General features: G+C 73.6%; 12 protein-coding genes. 6 read left to right on the top strand and 6 right to left on the bottom strand.

All coding sequences use genetic code 11. The features are described from left to right. The first annotated feature begins 21 nt into the window (after positions 1-21). Together BV907_RS08255 and BV907_RS08250 are read left to right on the top strand one after the other, a co-directional pair. A complete protein-coding gene (locus BV907_RS08255) occupies positions 22-3987 on the top strand; it encodes a Pls/PosA family non-ribosomal peptide synthetase (RefSeq protein ID WP_077489238.1) in 3966 nt (1321 codons plus the stop codon). Continuing rightward, the gene (locus BV907_RS08250; RefSeq protein ID WP_077489237.1) at positions 3984-5360 is read left to right on the top strand and encodes a M1 family metallopeptidase; all 1377 of its coding nucleotides are present in this window, start codon (positions 3984-3986) and stop codon (positions 5358-5360) included. The genes BV907_RS08255 and BV907_RS08250 overlap by 4 nt, the downstream gene beginning before the upstream one ends. Positions 5361-5446: 86 nt before the next feature. Here the strand turns inward: BV907_RS08250 and BV907_RS08245 are convergent, their stop codons facing one another. From BV907_RS08245 to pheS, 4 genes are read right to left on the bottom strand one after another with little or no spacing between them, the layout of a single operon-like run. Then, a complete protein-coding gene (locus BV907_RS08245; RefSeq protein WP_077489277.1) occupies positions 5447-6409 on the bottom strand; it encodes a 1-phosphofructokinase family hexose kinase in 963 nt (320 codons plus the stop codon). A gap of 50 nt (positions 6410-6459) precedes the next feature. After that, entirely contained in the window at positions 6460-7173 is a 714-nt protein-coding gene (locus BV907_RS08240; RefSeq protein ID WP_139346667.1) for a 4'-phosphopantetheinyl transferase family protein, read from the bottom strand. Positions 7174-7178: 5 nt separating this feature from the next. Next, the gene (gene pheT, locus BV907_RS08235; protein ID WP_077489236.1) at positions 7179-9725 is read right to left on the bottom strand and encodes a phenylalanine--tRNA ligase subunit beta; all 2547 of its coding nucleotides are present in this window, start codon (positions 9723-9725) and stop codon (positions 7179-7181) included. Between the two features lie 4 nt (positions 9726-9729). Continuing rightward, positions 9730-10779 (bottom strand): phenylalanine--tRNA ligase subunit alpha, encoded by a 1050-nt coding sequence (gene pheS / locus BV907_RS08230; protein WP_139346666.1) that lies wholly within the window; start codon positions 10777-10779, stop codon positions 9730-9732. Positions 10780-10854: 75 nt separating this feature from the next. Between pheS and BV907_RS08225 the strand changes: the two genes are divergently transcribed. The 3 genes from BV907_RS08225 to BV907_RS08215 all read left to right on the top strand — a co-directional run bounded on the left by BV907_RS08225 (position 10855) and on the right by BV907_RS08215 (position 13179). Continuing rightward, positions 10855-11316: a hypothetical protein gene (locus tag BV907_RS08225; protein ID WP_077489234.1), complete on the top strand. Its 462-nt coding sequence runs from the start codon at positions 10855-10857 to the stop codon at positions 11314-11316. A gap of 5 nt (positions 11317-11321) precedes the next feature. Then, positions 11322-12008, top strand: a complete 687-nt coding sequence (locus BV907_RS08220; RefSeq protein ID WP_175637413.1) for an SIMPL domain-containing protein — start codon at positions 11322-11324, stop codon at positions 12006-12008. Between the two features lie 91 nt (positions 12009-12099). Next, a complete protein-coding gene (locus tag BV907_RS08215; protein ID WP_077489232.1) occupies positions 12100-13179 on the top strand; it encodes an Rv2578c family radical SAM protein in 1080 nt (359 codons plus the stop codon). Positions 13180-13209: 30 nt separating this feature from the next. On the opposite strand, the gene BV907_RS08210 is transcribed toward BV907_RS08215, so the two are convergent. Beyond that, positions 13210-13668: a (deoxy)nucleoside triphosphate pyrophosphohydrolase gene (locus BV907_RS08210; RefSeq protein ID WP_245827854.1), complete on the bottom strand. Its 459-nt coding sequence runs from the start codon at positions 13666-13668 to the stop codon at positions 13210-13212. Between the two features lie 294 nt (positions 13669-13962). Here BV907_RS08210 and BV907_RS08205 point away from each other — a divergent pair, with 294 nt between their 5' ends. Beyond that, positions 13963-15105 carry an MFS transporter gene (locus tag BV907_RS08205; RefSeq protein WP_077489274.1) on the top strand — a complete coding sequence of 381 codons (1143 nt, stop codon included), beginning with the start codon at positions 13963-13965 and terminating at the stop codon, positions 15103-15105. 83 nt (positions 15106-15188) lie between these two features. Here BV907_RS08205 and BV907_RS08200 read toward each other — a convergent pair whose 3' ends face one another. Beyond that, positions 15189-16109: a cation diffusion facilitator family transporter gene (locus BV907_RS08200; protein WP_077489231.1), complete on the bottom strand. Its 921-nt coding sequence runs from the start codon at positions 16107-16109 to the stop codon at positions 15189-15191. Positions 16110-16156 lie beyond the last annotated feature (47 nt).

Genomic DNA, 16156 nt, shown 5'->3' with positions numbered 1-16156 from the left:
CTCTGGAAGAATGGCCGCGACATGACTTCCCCTGAGCGAGCCGAAGGCACGGGCGTGAGCGACATCCCAGCAGACACCCTCGAGGCCGCATCGCGGCCCTTCCCCCCGCAGCTGCCCGGCACGGACCGGACGCCGCCCGCCCGGACGCTCTTCGACATCCTCACCGCGAGCGCCGAAGCCTTCCCCGAAGCCCCGGCCCTCGACGACGGGACGCGCACCCTCAGCTATACGGAGCTCCTCTCGGAGGTCCGTGCGATGGGCCGCACGCTCCACGCCGCGGGCCTCGGCGCCGGAGACAGGATCGGCGTGCGGATCCCCTCGGGGACCGCCGAGCTGTATGTCGCGATCCTCGCGATCATGCTCATCGGCGCGGCCTACGTGCCCGTCGACGCGGACGACCCCGACGAGCGGGCCAAGCTCGTCTTCGGGGAGGCCCGCGTCGCTGGGATCGTCCGAGGCGGCGGGTCGATGACCGTCGACAGCCACCGGCCCAAGCCCTTCCCCCACCCGCGCCCGCCGGCCCCCGACGACGACTGCTGGGTCATCTTCACCTCCGGCTCGACCGGCACTCCGAAGGGCGTCGCCGTGTCGCACCGCTCGGCGGCGGCGTTCGTCGACGCCGAGGCCCGCCTCTTCCTCCCCGACGAGCCGCTCGGCCCCGAGGACCGCGTCCTGGCCGGGCTCTCGGTCGCCTTCGACGCCTCGTGCGAGGAGATGTGGCTTGCGTGGCGGCACGGAGCGTGCCTCGTGCCGGCCCCCCGGGCGCTCGTGCGCACGGGCATGGACCTCGGGCCGTGGCTCGTCCAGCGGCGCATCACGGTCGTCTCGACGGTGCCGACGCTCGCCGCGCTGTGGCCGGCCGAGGCGCTCGAGAACGTCCGGCTGCTCATCTTCGGCGGCGAGGCCTGCCCGCCCGAACTCGCGGCGCGCCTCGCGGTCGAGGGTCGCGAGGTGTGGAACACGTACGGGCCGACCGAGGCCACCGTCGTCGCCTGCGCCGCGCGGATGGACGGGACCGGTCCCGTGCGCATCGGCCTCCCCCTCGACGGCTGGGACCTCGCCGTCGTCGACGCCTCGGGCAGCCCCGTCGACGAGGGCGGCGTGGGCGAGCTGATCATCGGCGGCGTCGGGCTGGCCCGCTACCTCGACCCCGCGAAGGACGCCGAGAAGTACGCCCCGATGCCGAGCCTCGGCTGGGAGCGGGCCTACCGCTCGGGCGACCTCGTGAGATACGAGCCCGAGGGACTTCTCTTCCAGGGCCGGGCCGATGAGCAGGTGAAGCTCGGCGGCCGTCGGATCGAGCTCGGCGAGGTCGACGCGGCGCTCCAGGCGCTGCCCGGGATCGCGGGCGCCGCGGCGGCCGTGCGCACGACGGCGGCCGGGAACCAGATCCTCGTCGGCTACCTCGCGCCGTCGGACGGCATCGAGCCGGACCTCGCCGTGGCCCGGAAGCGTCTCGAGCGGGAGCTGCCGGCCGCGCTCGTGCCCGTGCTCGCCGTCGTCGGCACCCTCCCGACCAAGACGAGCGGCAAGGTGGACCGCACTGCCCTCCCGTGGCCGCTCCCGGGCGCGGACGACGGCGCCGGGCCGAACCTCGAGCTGTCCGACGACGCCGCGTGGGTCGTCGAGCAGTGGGGTGCCGTGCTCGGCACGAGCGCGCCCGGGCTCGACGCTGACTTCTTCGCCCACGGCGGCGGCTCGCTCGCGGCCGCCCAGCTCGTCTCCGCCCTGCGCCGCTGCTACCCCACCGTCACCGTGGCCGACGTCTACGCCCATCCGCGGGTCGGCGCCCTCGTCGAGGCGGTACTCGGGACGGCGCCCGAGGGAGGCCCGGCGGCCCGCGAGCGCACGGTCCGCCCGACGGCGCGGCGCACCCAGTTCGCCCAGACGCTCATGGGCGTGCCGCTCTTCATCCTCGTGGGCATGCGCTGGCTCACGTACCTCGCGGCGGCCAACAATGTGCTCTCGGCGTTCGCTGGCTTCTCCGCCGCGCCCACCCTCTCGTGGTGGTGGATTGCGGCGTCGTGGCTCCTCTTCGTGAGCCCGTGGGGTCGCATGGCCATCTCCGTCGCCGCCGCGCGCGTTCTCCTGCGCGGCGTGCAGCCGGGCCGGTACCCACGCTCGGGCCGCGTGCACCTGCGGCTGTGGCTCGCCGAGCAGATCGCCGACCTCGCGCAGGCCGTGAGCCTCGCGAGCGCCCCATGGGTCCCCTGGTACGCGCGCGCCCTCGGGGCGACGATCGGCCGGGACGCCGTCCTGCATTCCGTCCCGCCGGTCACCGGCATGCTCACGCTCGGGGCCGGCGCATCGATCGAGCCCGAGGTGGACCTCTCCGGGTGGTGGATCGACGGCGACTGGGTGCACATCGGCGGGATCAGCGTCGGCGCCGGGGCGACCGTCGGCTCGCGCAGCACGCTCCTGCCCGGTGCGCGCGTCGGTGCCGGGGCGATCGTGGACCCGGGCTCGTCGGTCTCGGGACGGGTCAAGGCCGGGCTCCGGGTTGCCGGATCCCCGGCCGCCCGCGTCGGCAAGGCCAAGCCGGACTGGCCGGAGCCCGCCACGCGCCGTTCGCCGCTCGAGGAGGGCGCGTGGATCGCCGCGTTCGCCGCTGGATCGACGCTCCTCGCGCTCATCCCGTTCGTCTCCGCGGCCGCGGCAGGGGCGGTCGTCCTGGCCGCGGCGGGCGGCCACGAGTCCCTGCACGAGGCTGCCGGGCCCATGCTCGCCGCATCCCCCGCCGCCGCCGCCGTGTGGTTCGCGCTCAATCTGGCCCTCGTCGCAGGCGCCACCCGCCTGCTGGGCGTCGGCCTCGCCGCGGGGCACTACCGGATCCGCAGCCGCATGGGCTGGCAGGTCTGGGCCACCGAGCGCGTGCTCGACATGGCCCGGGACCTTCTCTTCCCCGTCTATGCGAGCCTCTTCACGCCGACGTGGCTGCGGGTCCTCGGCGCAAAGGTCGGCAGGGACGTCGAGGCGTCCACCGTGCTGCTCGTGCCCAAAATGACCACGGTGGGCGACGGCGCGTTCCTCGCCGACGACACCATGATCGCCAGCTACGAGCTCGGCGGTGGCTGGATGAAGATCGCCCCGGCGAAGGTCGGCAAGCGCGCGTTCCTCGGGAACTCGGGCATGACAGCGGCCGGGCGCTCCGTGCCGAAGGACGGCCTCGTCGCCGTGCTCTCGGCCACCCCGAAGAAGGCCAAGTCGGGGTCCTCGTGGCTCGGAAGCCCACCCGTGCGCCTGCGCCGCACGGCCATGGAGGCCGACGCCGAACGCACGTTCCGCCCGCCGACGAGGCTCAAGGTCGCGCGCGCGGCGTGGGAGCTGTGCCGCGCCGTGCCGGTCGTGCTCACGGTGGCGATCGCCGTCGTCGTCCTCGTCGCGCTCGACTGGCTCGCCACCGCGTGGGGCTACCTGCCCGCCGCCCTGCTGTGCGGGGCCGTGATGCTCGCCGCAGGCGGCGTCGCGGCGGTCTCGGCGGTCCTGGCGAAGTGGCTCCTCGTGGGCCGCGTCCGCGCGGGCGAGCATCCCCTGTGGAGCTCGTTCGTGTGGCGCAACGAGGTCGTCGACGCGTTCGTCGAGATGGTCGCCGCACCCTGGTTCGCGCGGGCCGCCTCGGGGACCCCGGCGCTCGTGTGGTGGCTCCGCGGCCTCGGGGCGAAGATCGGCCCGGGCGCGTGGTGCGAGAGCTACTGGCTGCCCGAGGCTGACCTCGTCTCGCTCGGCCCCAGCTCGACCGTCAACCGCGGCTGCGTCGTCCAGACACACCTGTTCCACGACCGGATCATGAGCATGGACACGGTCGTGCTCGGAGAGGGCGCGACGCTCGGCCCGCACGGCGTCGTCCTGCCCGGCGCGGAGATCGCCGCCGGCGCGACCGTCGGCCCCGCCTCGCTCGTCATGCGCGGCGAGCACGTCCCCGCCGCCTCGTACTGGCGCGGCAACCCCGTGGCCCCGTGGAAGGAGCCGGAGGCACCCCGCCGGTGAGCCCGTCCAAGCAGCCGACAACCGCCAAGAACTCCCGCAACGGCGCCCTCCTCGACCCGTACACGCCCGGCCACGGGAGCGCCGCCTACTGGGTCCGGCACTACGATCTCGAGCTGGACATCCGCCTCGCGAGCAACCGGCTCGCCGGCCGCGCGCGCATCCGCGCGACGGCCGCAGACCAGCTCGAAGCCATCACGCTGAGCCTCACGGGGCTGCGGGCGGTCAAGATCCAGGTCGACGGCACCCGCCCGGCCAAGGCCGCGCAGCGCGGGGACGAACTGCGCATCACCCCCGCCGCCCCAGTGCCGGCGGGGAAGGACTTCCACGTCGAGGTCCGCTACGAGGGCAGCCCCGCTCCGGCCGACGGGCGGTGGGGCGCCGTGGGCTGGGAGGAGTTGGCCGACGGCGTGCTCGTCGCCGGCCAGCCCGTCGGCGCGCCCACATGGTTCCCGTGCAACGACCACCCGAGCCAGAAGGCCACCTTCAGGATCAGCGCGACGGCGGACGCCGGGTACCGGGTCGTCTCGAACGGCCTGCACGTGGGCCACCGGCGCAAGGCGAGCCGCGAAACGTGGGTGTATGAGGTGCACGAGCCCATGGCCCCGTACCTCGCGACCCTGCTCATCGGCCGGTACCAGATCCTCGAGCTGGGCCGGGTCCGGCACCGCGGGGGGCCGCCCGTGGGCGTCTTCGCAGCCGTCCCCGCAGACCTGAGGCAGGCTGCCCTTGCGGGGCTCCGGGACCAGACCGACATGGTCGAGCACTTCGCCCGGCTCTTCGGACCCTACCCCTTCAGGGACTACACCATCGTCGTGACCGAGGACGAGCTCGAGATCCCGCTCGAGGCGCAGACGCTCTCGATCATGGGCCGCAACCACATCACGCGCTCGTGGGAGTCCCAGCGGCTCCTGGCACACGAGCTCGCCCACCAGTGGTTCGGGAACTCCGTCACGGTGCGCCGGTGGGAGGACATCTGGCTGCACGAGGGCTTCGCGTGCTACGCCGAGTGGCTCTGGAGCGAGCGTGCGGGCCTCGGCTCGGCGGACTCCCGGGCGGACGCGGCGTGGAAACTCGTCTCCGGGCAACGCTCCGACATCGCGATCGGCGCGCCCGGGCCCGCGCTCATGTTCGATGACCGCGTCTACAAGCGCGGGGCGCTCGCCCTGCACGCCGTGCGCCGCACCATCGGCGACGACCGCTTCTTCCGGGCGCTGCGGGCCCTCGGCGAGGAGCACCGGCACGGCAACGCCACGACGTTGGACGTCGTCGAGCTCCTGGGCCGCGTGGGCGCGGGGGCGCGAGGCTTCGACGCCGAAGAGACGCTGCGCCCGTGGCTGGACCACGGCAGGGTCCCGCCCCTTCCCTCTCCCTAGCCCTGGCCTCGGTAGCCCGTCCTCGGCGGGGTCCTGCACCCCGGCGGGGTTCCTGGAGCCCGGCGGGGTTCCTGGAGCCCGGCAGTTCAGAGCGCCGCTGCCGAGAGCTCGGCCTCCAGGCGCTCAACGTCGCTGCGGTGGCACAATTCGGTGGCCGGAGTCATCACGGCCGCGCTTCCGGCGGCGACTGCCCCTCGGAAGGCCGCCTCCACAGGGTGGCCCTGCGCGAGGCGGAGCATGAATCCGCCGAGGAAACTGTCGCCGGCTCCCACGGCACTGACGACCTGGACCGAGGGCACCGGCAGGCGGACGACGCCGGACTTGGACGCGAGCACGGCCCCCGTTTCGCCGAGGGTCAGCGCGACATACTCGGCGCCCCCCTCGGCGACCAGCGCCGAGGCAGCCTCCACCTGGCTCTGCTCGGTGTCGAGCGTCCGGTGGACGTATGCCCCGAGCTCCCGCCGGCTCGGCTTGACCAGGAAGACGCCCTCGGCGAGCGCCTGCGCGAGTGCGGCTCCGGATGCATCCACGACGCAGCGCGCGCCGCCTTCGCGCGCGAGTCGGGCGACCCTCGCGTAGAAGTCCTCGGGAACCCCCGGGGGCAGGCTGCCGCTGGCGATCACGTATCCGTCGACGGGCATCGATGCGGCAAGGACGGACAGGCAGGCACGCCACTCCGCGTCACTGAGCTCGGGGCCTTCGAGGACGAAACGGAACTGCTGCCCCGTCATCGTCTCGTCGACGGTGAAGTTCTGTCGGGTGCTCCCCTGGATCGGTATGACCACGCTGGGGATGCGCTCGGCTTCGATGAGGCGGCGGTAGGCCTCCCCCGTGGGGCCACCCGCGGTGTACACCGCCAGCGTCTGCCCGCCGAGCCTCTGGACGACCCGCGAGACGTTCACTCCTCCGCCGCCTGGATCGAGCCGGCTCGTGCTGCAGCGCAGCTTGTGGAGGCTCTTGACCCGCTCGGTCGAAGTGCTGACGTCCAGAGCCGGGTTCACCGTGAGGGTCAGGATCGGCTTCGCACTCGCTGGCTGGGAGGCTTGCATGCGCCCCAGCATAGGAGACCCGAACGCCTGCTAGCTGTACCCGGCGCCTGCTAGCTGTACCCTGCCGGCACGCGTGCGACGGCGGCGGCGAACCCGGCAGGGAGGCCGAGGGCCTCTGTGTCGAGGTCGGTGATCCGCGCGTCGTCGAGCGTGTCGGCGGCCTGCGGGTCACCGCGAAGCCCCGTGCCGAGCGCCTTGAGCAGCGCCTCCTTGCGCGCCCACAGGCGGGCGGCCCCGTCCGCCCGGTCCCGGGCCCCTGACAGGAGGCGCAGTTCGGCCGCCGAGAAGGCAGCGTGCGGCAGGGCGTGGCGGAAGTCGGTGGCCATCGCGAGGTCCACGCCGACAGTGGGGACCCCCACCTCGCGATCACACCCCCGCACCTCGCGATCACACCCCCCCACCTCGCGGTCACACCCCCCCACCTCGGCGGCTAGGAGGGCCCAGCCGCCCGCCCGGGACATGCTCGCGGCGACGTTGACGCGTGGACGCGCCCCGGCGTCGTGCCTCCCGCCGCCGAGAGTGAAGCCCGGCGCGCCGTGCTCCCCCACCCCGCACTCGGGGCACGCGTAGGCCGGGCGAAGGTCCGCCGGGTCGGCGCCCAGCGCCTCGGCGACGACCGCCCGCAGGGCCAGGCGCCCGGCGAGGAACGCGTGCCGTCGCCTGGGATCGAGCATCGCCCGGGCGCGCTCGAGCTCGCCGGGCGTGCAGACGCCTGCGGGCAGCGCGGACTTGGGGCCACCGAGCGGCACTGCCCGCAGGATCATGGCTGCTAGCGCTGGACGGCGCCGAACCGCTCGGCCGCGAGCGCGACCGCCCCGGCGCGGGCCTCGGAGGCCTCGTCGGCGGTGAGGGTGCGGTCGCCGGCGCGGAAGCGCAGCCCGAAGGCGAGGGACTTCTTGCCCTCGTCGATGCCCGCGCCCGTGTAGACGTCGAAGAGGCTCACGTCCTCGAGGAGCTCGCCCGCGCCCTCGCGCAGGGCGTCCTTGACGGCGTCCGCCGGGACCCCGGCGTCGACCACGAGCGCGACGTCCTGGGTCGCGAGCGGGAACGTCGAGATGTGCTTCGCGACAACGACGTCGGCCGCCGCGGCGAACAGCGCGTCGGCGTCGAGCTCCACCGCCACGGACCGGGCGGGCATGTCCAGCTCGGCGAGGAGCTTCGGGTGCAGCTCCCCCGCGTAGCCGACCGTCTCGCCCGAACGCAGCGACAGCTGCGCGGCGCGGCCCGGGTGGAACGCCTGGTGCGCGCCCTGCGAGACCACGATCTCGACGCCGAGGACCTCGCCGGCGAGCCGGGCGATGTCGATCGCGTCGGCCCAGTCCCACGCCCGCGGGGCGTGATTCGGGGCCTCGGGCGAGTCCTTGCCCGTGAGGACGGCGCCGATGTGCAGCGGCTGGTGCGGGAGCCCGTCGTAGAGCGCGTCGAGGACGTCCTCCTCGGGACGGGCGCCGAGCGGCGGGATCGAGGAGGTCCCGAGCGCGCCGTCCTGCGGGAGGAAGACGAGGCCGGCCTCGAAGAGCGCCAGGTCGCGGAAGCCGCGGCCATGGTTGCGCTTGGCGGTGTCGATGAGGCCCGGAAGGATCGAGGTGCGCAGCCAGCCATGCTCCTCGCTCAGCGGGTTGGCGAGCCTGACGGCGGGGCGCGGCGCACCGGCCTCGGCGGTGCCGAACGTCTCGTTCGCGGTCTGGGAGACGAACGGGTACGCGAGCACCTCGGTCAGGCCCGCGTCGGCGAGCGCCTGGACGAGCCGGCGGCGCTGCTGCTGGGCGCGCGTGTAGCCGCGGCCGGGGGGCGCGACGGGCAGGGTCGCGGGGATCTTGTCGTAGCCGACGAGCCGGGCGACCTCCTCGGAGAGGTCCTCCTTGGTCTCGAGGTCGTTGCGCCAGCTCGGCGGGGTGACCCGGAGGCCCTCGCCCTCGGGCTCGACGTCCGCACCAAGCTCGCCGAGCGAGCGCACGATGAGCTCGTCGCTGAAGTCCATGCCGATCCGCTCCGCGACGAAGCCGGACGGCAGGTGGATGCGCGCGGGCTCCGGGGCCGTGCCCACGTCGGTGCCGGCGTCGTCGGCCGTCCCGCCGCCGAGGTCGACGAGGAGGTCGACGACGCGCTGCGCCGCGACGGACGCAACGTGCCAGTCGACGCCGCGCTCGAACCGCTTCGAGGCCTCAGACGGCAGCTTGTGGCGGCGGCGCGAGCGGGCGATCCCGACCGGGTCGAAGTTCGCGGCTTCGATGAGGATGTCCGTCGTCGTGTCAGAGCACTCGGTCGAGGCCCCGCCCATGACGCCGGCGATGCCGATCGGGCCGGAAGCGTCCGTGATGAGGAGGTCCTCGGCGTCGAGGGTGCGCACCTTGCCGTCGAGGGTCTCGAGCGTCTCGCCGGGGGCCGCGCGGCGGACGACGATGTCGCCGTCGAGCTTGGCGAGGTCGTAGCAGTGAGTCGGCTGCCCGAGCTCGAACATGACGTAGTTCGAGACGTCCACCGGCAGCGAGATCGAGCGCACGCCGGCCAGGCGCAGGCGCGAGACCATCCACTGCGGCGTGGGGCGCGTGGGGTCGACGCCGCGCACAATGCGCGCCACGAAGCGCGTGCAGCCGGGCACGTTGTAGATCGGCGCGGCGTCATCCAGCACGACGCCGTAGCCCCCCTCGGGCGCGGACGGCGCCGTCACGAGGGTGGCCGGGTCGGTGAACGGCGTGCCGGTCGAGTGCGAGTACTCGCGGGCGATCCCGCGGATCGAGAAGCAGTAGCTGCGGTCCGGGGTCACGTTGATCTCGGCCGCCTCGTCGTCCAGGCCGAAGAGCGCGAGGGCGTCCGTGCCGAGCTCGGGGTCGAGGCCGAGGCGGGACAGGACGATGATGCCGTCGTGGTCCTCGCCGATGCCGAGCTCGCGCGCGGAGGCGATCATGCCGGCCGAGACGTGCCCATAGGTCTTGCGGGCTGAGATGTGGAAGCCGCCCGGGAGGGTCGCGCCGGGAAGGGTCACGACGACCTTGTCCCCCTCGGCGAAGTTGTGTGCGCCGCACACGATGCCCTGGACGCCCGAGGGGTCGATGCCCTTGCCAGTGAGGGTCTGCTCCTGGCCCTCGGGAACGACCCGGACCTGGCACCAGTTGATGGTCTTGCCGTTGCTCTGCGGTTCCTTGACGAGGCTCAGGACCTGGCCGACGACGACGGGGCCGCTGATCGAGTCGGCCGGGCGGTGGACCGCCTCCTCCTCGAGGCCCACCTTGACGAGGTCGGCCATGAGGTCCTCGGCCCTCGCGCCGGCAGGGAGCTGCGTGTACTCGCGCAGCCACGAAAGGGGGATTCGCATTGAACTAGATCTCCATCCCGAAGTGCTCGCTGAAGCGGACGTCGCCCTCGATCATGTCGTGCATGTCGGCGACCTCGTTGCGGAACATGAGCGTGCGCTCGATGCCCATGCCGAACGCGAAGCCCGAGTACTCCTCGGGGTCGATGCCCGCGGCGCGCAGGACGTTCGGGTTGACCATGCCGCAGCCGCCCCACTCGATCCAGCGCGGGCCGCCCTTGGCGCCCGGGTGCCAGATGTCGAGCTCGGCGCTCGGCTCCGTGAACGGGAAGAAGTTGGGGCGCAGGCGGATCTGGGCCTCCTCGCCGAACATCTGCCGCGCGAAGTGCTCGAGCGTCCCGCGCAGGTCCGCCATGGACAGGCCTTTGTCGATCGCGAGGCCCTCGAACTGGTGGAACACGGGCGTGTGCGTCGCGTCGAGCTCGTCGGTGCGGAACACCTTGCCGGGGCACAGGACGTAGATCGGCACCTCGCGTTCGAGCATCGAGCGCACCTGCACGGGGGACGTGTGCGTGCGCAGGAGCAGGTGCGCCTCGGGCGGCTCGACGAAGAACGTGTCCTGCATCTCGCGGGCCGGGTGGTCGGGCTTGAAGTTGAGCGCGTCGAAGTTGAACCACTCGGACTCGACCTCGGGTCCCTCGGCGATCTCCCAGCCCATGCCGACGAAGATGTCGCTCACGCGGTCCTGGAGGGTCGAGAGCGGGTGCCGGGCGCCAGCACGACGGCGGCGCGGGGCGGCCGTGACGTCGACGGTCTCCTCGACGAGGATGCGCGCGTCGTTCTCGGCCTCGAGGACTGCCTGGCGCTCGGCGATGGCCTTGTTGACCCGCCCACGGGCGCCGCCGACGATCTTGCCGGCCGCGGCCTTGGACTCCTTCGGCAGCGAACCGATGGCGCGGTTGGCGAGGGCGAGGGGCGACTTCTCCCCCGTGTGCGCGATGCGCGCGGCCTTGAGCCCCTCGAGGTCCCCGGCGGCGGCGATCGCCGCGACGGCGCGCTCGACGGCGGCGGCGACGGCTGCCTCGTCGACGGGGTCGGGGACACTCTGGGCGGTCACGGGAACCTCAGACTCGGTGGAAGGCGGTGTTGTCTCGGGCACCCGTCAAGTCTAGTTCACGGCTACGATGCCCCTGTGCGCCTCGGGAGCCGGGCACGGGCCGTGCTCAACACCCTGAACCTCTCGACGCCGCTCGGCCTCGCGCTCGCGGCGGCCGGCCGCACGCGCCTGCGCCGCGGACCCGAGGGGCTCTTCATCGCCGAGCGCTGGAGGTCGCGGCTCCCGCCGGCCGCGGCGTTCGTCGTCGGCAACGTCGTCTTCACGCGCGGGAGCGCACGCGCGCTCCTCGCCCGCCCCGGGCTCTTCGGCCACGAGGGACGGCACGCGACCCAGTACGCGGCCTGCCTGGGGCTGCCGTTCCTGCCCCTCTACGCCGCCGGCGCCGCGTACTCGCTGGCCCGCTCGGGCAACCCCGGCTTGCTCAACCCCTTCGAACGCCTCGCCGGCCTCGAGGCCGGCGGGTATGCCCCCGTGGCCGGCGGGCCCTCCCGGCCGCGGACCCGCCGCCGAGCACAAGGAGCACGAGGAAGAGGATGAACAGCATGAGCGAGTCGAACGACGCCGTGTCCCCGGCTGCCGCGACAGCCACCGTGACAGCGCCGTCGGTGACCGCCGTCGGCACCGGCACGTCCCAGACCCCGCCGGACGTCGCCGTCGTGCACGTCGGCACGGAGGCGCGCGCGGCGCTGCTCGGCGAGGCGTACACGCGGGCCTCGGCCACGGCGCGGGCCCTCGTCGAGGCGGCCCTCGGCGCGGGGGTCGCGCGCGAGGACCTCGCGACGAGCGGGCTCGGCGTCCGCAGCGAGACCGTGTGGAAGGAGGGACAGGGCCCGCGCGTCGTGGGCTACGCCGCGACCACGGCGATGACGGTCACGGCCCGGGACCTGGACGCCGTCGGCGCGCTGCTCGACGCCCTCGTCGCCGCCGGCGGCAACGCCCTGACGGTCCACAGCCTCTCGCTCGAGGCGTCCGACCCGGCCGCGGCCCTCGCCTCGGCACACGACGCCGCGTGGCGGGACGCGCTCGCGACCGCCGAGCGGCTCGCGGGGCTCGCAGGGCGCCGGCTCGGCGCCGTCGTGCGCATCGACACGGCCCCGCAGCAGCCGCCCGGCGGGCCGATCCCGCTGCGCCGCGTCACCCTCGCGGCCTCGGCCGAGGCCATGCCCGTCGAGGCGGGGCTCGCGGAGGTCTCGGCGACCGTGTCGGTGACCTGGGAGCTCGTGGAGTGACGCCATCCGCGCGGGCGATCACCCCCATGGCCCCCGGCTCCAGCCGCGTGGGGGCTTGACTCTGATTCGAAGATAGATTCGAATACTGGGCATGCGATGGAACACGCAAACGGTCGCCGAGCCCCTCCCCGGAGAGGCTGGCGCCGCACCGGCGCAGCCGCCCCTGCTTCCCCTTGCGGGCGCGCTGCGCACGGTCAGGACGCCGGAGTTCCACGGCATCACCTTCCACGAGGTCGCCGCCAAATCGGCGCTCAACAAGGTCCCGCCGGCGTCCTCCATGCCGTTCCGCTGGACCGTCAACCCGTACCGCGGCTGCAGCCACGCGTGCGTCTACTGCTTCGCGCGCAGGACGCACACGTACCTCGACCTCGACGCGGGGCTGGACTTCGACAGCCAGCTCGTGGTCAAGGTCAACGTCGCCGAAGTCCTCGCGGCCGAGGTCTCCCGCCCCTCGTGGGGGCGCGAGCACGTCGCGCTCGGCACCAACACCGACCCATACCAGCGCGCCGAGGGCCGCTACGCCCTCATGCCCGGAATCATCCGCGCCCTCGCCGACTCCGGCACGCCGTTCTCGATCCTCACGAAGGGCACGCTGCTCGCCCGCGACATCCCGCAGCTCACATCCGCCGGGACCCAGGTCCCCATCGGCACGGGCATCTCGCTCGCCCTGCTCGACCCCGAGCTCCAGGCCTCCCTCGAGCCCGGCACGCCCGCGCCCGCCGCGCGGCTGCGGCTCGTCTCGCGACTGCGCGACGCGGGACTGCCGTGCGGCGTCATGGCGATGCCGATCCTGCCGTGGATCACGGACTCCGAGGAGCAGCTCGACGCGCTCATGGCGGCCCTCGCCGCGGCCGGGGCGACGGGCGTGACAGCGGGAGCGCTCCACCTGCGCCCGGGCACCAAGGAATGGTTCCTCGGCTGGCTCGCCCGCACGCACCCGCGGCTCGTGGGCCGCTACCGCCGGCTCTACGGCTCCGGGACGTATGCGTCCGCGGAGTACAGGACGTGGCTGGGCAAGCGGGTCGCGGCGGCAAAGGCCAGGCACGGGTTCGGGCGGAACCAGGGCTTCGGGCACCGCCAGCCTGAGGTGCGCTCGGCGGGCCCGGCCTCCCCCGGGCCGGCCGCCGTCTCCCCGGCGCGCGCGGACTCCGACCAGGAGACGCTGTTCTGAGCGGCCGGGCCCGTTCAGGCGGTGCTGCGCCTAGGCGTCCCGGGAGACCTGGCGCAGGAGCGCGTCCACGATCGGGAAGTCGGCCGGGATCCAGGGCAGGGAGGCGAGCGCGTCGGGGCCGAGCGCGACCCAGCGCAGCTCGTCGTGGTCCTCGAGCGCCTCGGGCGTGCCGTCCACGACCTCGGCGAGCCACACGCGCATCGCCGCGCGCCCGTTGAGCGGCCACCCGTGGGCCGTCGGGCCCGGGACTTCGTCGCCCAGCTCGACGGCCACGCCGAGCTCCTCGCGCAGCTCGCGGTGCAGGGCCGACGTCGGCTCCTCCCCGTGCTCGACCTTGCCGCCCGGGAACTCCCACATCCCCGCGAACGCCGGCGGCGCCGTCCTGCGCGCGGCGAGCAGCCGCGTGGGGCGCGCGAGCGAGTCGACGAGCGCCCCGCCCACGACCTGCACCGGCGCGGCCCCGTTGTCTGTCGGTGTCCCGTTGTCCACCGGACCAGTCTAGGCAGGCCGGGGCGCCCGCCCCGCTGAACCTGCCCCGGGAATGCCGTGGCGTCCCGTAGGGTTGTCACTGCACGAGGGCCGACGGCGATCCTCGCCCCAGCGCGCCCGCCACCGGTGCGGCGCCCAGATCCCTCCAGCACCCGACGTACGAGGAACGCCACCGTGCCCACACCCAAGCCCACCGCGACCACGCCTGCCCGGACGCTGCCCGCCCATCCCGGCCCCAGCCGCCTCAATGCCCCGCAGCCGACCCGCCTGGCGCCCAAGCCGCTCTTCTGGGCCATGATCGCCCTCGGCCTCGGCGGCTTCGCGATCGGCACCGTCGAGTTCGCCACCATGGGGCTGCTCAAGGAGATCGAGCGCGGCCTCGCGATCAGCACCCCCGAGGCGGGCCAGCTCATCTCCGCCTACGCCCTCGGCGTCGTCGTGGGTGCCCCCGTGCTCGCCGCGGTCGGGGCGAGGCTGCCGCGCAAGTCGCTCGCAGTCGGCCTCATGAGCTTCTACGCCGTGGCCAACCTCGTCTCGTTCGTCGCCGCCGACTACGGCGCGATGATGGCCTCGCGCTTCGCCGCGGGCCTCCCCCACGGGGCGTACTTCGGCACGGCGGCCGTCATCGCGGCCTCGCTCGTGGCCCCGACCAAGCGCGGCTGGGCCATCGCGACCGTCATGTCCGGACTGACCATCGCGAACGTCCTCGGCGTGCCGGCCGCGACCTGGATCGGGCAGGCGTTCGGCTGGCGACTCCTCTTCGTGGCCACCGCGGTCATCGCCGCCGCGACCGTCGCAATGATCGCCGCGTTCGTCCCCTTCGAGCCCGCCCACCCCGAGGCGAGCATCCGGCGCGAGCTCTCGGCCCTGCGCCGCGTCCAGCTCTGGTTCGCCCTCGCCGTCGGGGTCGTCGGGTTCGGCGGCTTCTTCGCGACCTACACCTACATCGCCCACACGATGACCTTCGTCGCCGGGCTCCCCGAGTCGCTCATCCCGCTCGTCGTGGCCCTCTACGGGCTCGGCATGGTCGTGGGCAACATGGTCGGCGGGCGCCTCGCGGACCGCTCGGTCCTGGGCACGATCTATCGCGCCCTCGCCGCGGTGGCACTCGTCATGGTCGTCTACGGCCTGGCCGCCGCGTGGTGGCCTGCTGCCCTCGCCATGGCATTCGTCGTCGGCTGCTCGGGCTCGATCCTCATCCCTGCCCTCCAGTCCCGCCTGCTCGACTCCGCACCGGGCGCCGCGACCCTCGCGACCTCGCTGAGCCACTCGGCGCTCAACGTGGCCAACGCGCTCGGGGCGTTCCTCGGCGGCGTCGTCATCGCCGCCGGCTGGGGGTTCACGGCGCCCGCCTATGTCGGCGCGGTCCTCGCCATCCTGGGCCTCGGGATCACGGTCGTGAGCGGCCGGCTCGAGCGGCGCTTCCCGGTGGGCTGACACCCGACGAAGACGACGGCGGCCGCCCGGGTGGGCGGCCGCCGTCGTGCGCCTGGTCCGGTCGGCGACGTAGGCACAGCACGCTACACGTCCGCCTCGCGGTGGATGTCCGGCTCGAGGTAGATGACCCGGGCGCTGGGGACCTCTGCCCTGATCCGGGCCTCGGTCTCGTCGATCGAGTGCGCGATGTCCGCCCCGCTCGCGCCCGGCGCGACGCTGATCTTGGCGCCGACGAGGAGCTCCTCGGGGCCGAGGTGCATCGTGCGCAGGTGGATGATGCGCGTGCCGTCTGACTGGATCGCCGCCTCGATGCGGGCGATGTCCCCCGCCGTCGCGGACTCGCCGAGCAGGAGCGAGCTCGTCTCGACCGCAAGGATCGCGGCAATCACCACGAGCAGGAGGCCGATCATGGCCGTGCCCGCGGCATCCCACACGCCGTCGCCGGTCACGAGCGTCATCGTGACGCCGAAGAGGGCGAAGACCAGGCCAAGGAGCGCCCCGAGGTCCTCGAGCAGGATCACCGGGAGCTCGGGCTGTTTGGCATTGCGCACGAACGCGACCCACGACTGCGAGCCGCGCACGTGGTTCGACTCGATGATCGCCGTGCGGAAGGAGAAGATCTCGGCGATGATCGCTCCGACGAGAACCGCCAGCGGCACCCACCACCACACGCCCTCGATCGCGTGCGGGTGCTGGAACTTCTCCCACGCCTCATACAGGGCGAAGAGGCCGCCGACGCTGAACAGGACGATCGAGACGATGAAGGCGTAGATGTAGCGCTGCCGCCCATACCCGAAGGGGTGCTGGGGGCTGGCCTGCTTCCTGGCCCGTTGCCCGCCGACGAGCAGGAGGATCTGGTTGCCGGAGTCGGCCACCGAGTGGATGGCCTCGGCGAGCATCGAGGAGGACGCCGTGAGGATGAACGCGATGAACTTCATCACGGCGATGGACAGGTTCGCGGCAAGCGCCGCGACGACGGCCTTGGTCCCTCCGCCAGCAGCCATGGTCAGTGCCTTCCCCGCAGGGCGCCCGCTGGAGGCGCCGTGGTCTG

This window comes from Sinomonas mesophila, from assembly GCF_001999765.1.
Taxonomy (GTDB): domain Bacteria; phylum Actinomycetota; class Actinomycetes; order Actinomycetales; family Micrococcaceae; genus Sinomonas; species Sinomonas mesophila.
This window is presented reverse-complemented; position numbering and strand designations above follow the sequence as displayed.

What these genes read in the sequence shown, in the direction of transcription:
- BV907_RS08255 (WP_077489238.1), top strand. Translation starts at nt 22, where the DNA reads ATGACTTCCCCTGAGCGAGCCGAAGGCACGGGCGTGAGCGACATCCCA.
- BV907_RS08245 (WP_077489277.1), bottom strand. Translation starts at nt 6,409, where the DNA reads ATGCAAGCCTCCCAGCCAGCGAGTGCGAAGCCGATCCTGACCCTCACG.
- BV907_RS08240 (WP_139346667.1), bottom strand. Translation starts at nt 7,173, where the DNA reads ATGATCCTGCGGGCAGTGCCGCTCGGTGGCCCCAAGTCCGCGCTGCCC.
- pheT (WP_077489236.1), bottom strand. Translation starts at nt 9,725, where the DNA reads ATGCGAATCCCCCTTTCGTGGCTGCGCGAGTACACGCAGCTCCCTGCC.
- BV907_RS08220 (WP_175637413.1), top strand. Translation starts at nt 11,322, where the DNA reads ATGAGCGAGTCGAACGACGCCGTGTCCCCGGCTGCCGCGACAGCCACC.
- BV907_RS08215 (WP_077489232.1), top strand. Translation starts at nt 12,100, where the DNA reads ATGCGATGGAACACGCAAACGGTCGCCGAGCCCCTCCCCGGAGAGGCT.
- BV907_RS08205 (WP_077489274.1), top strand. Translation starts at nt 13,963, where the DNA reads ATGATCGCCCTCGGCCTCGGCGGCTTCGCGATCGGCACCGTCGAGTTC.
- BV907_RS08200 (WP_077489231.1), bottom strand. Translation starts at nt 16,109, where the DNA reads ATGGCTGCTGGCGGAGGGACCAAGGCCGTCGTCGCGGCGCTTGCCGCG.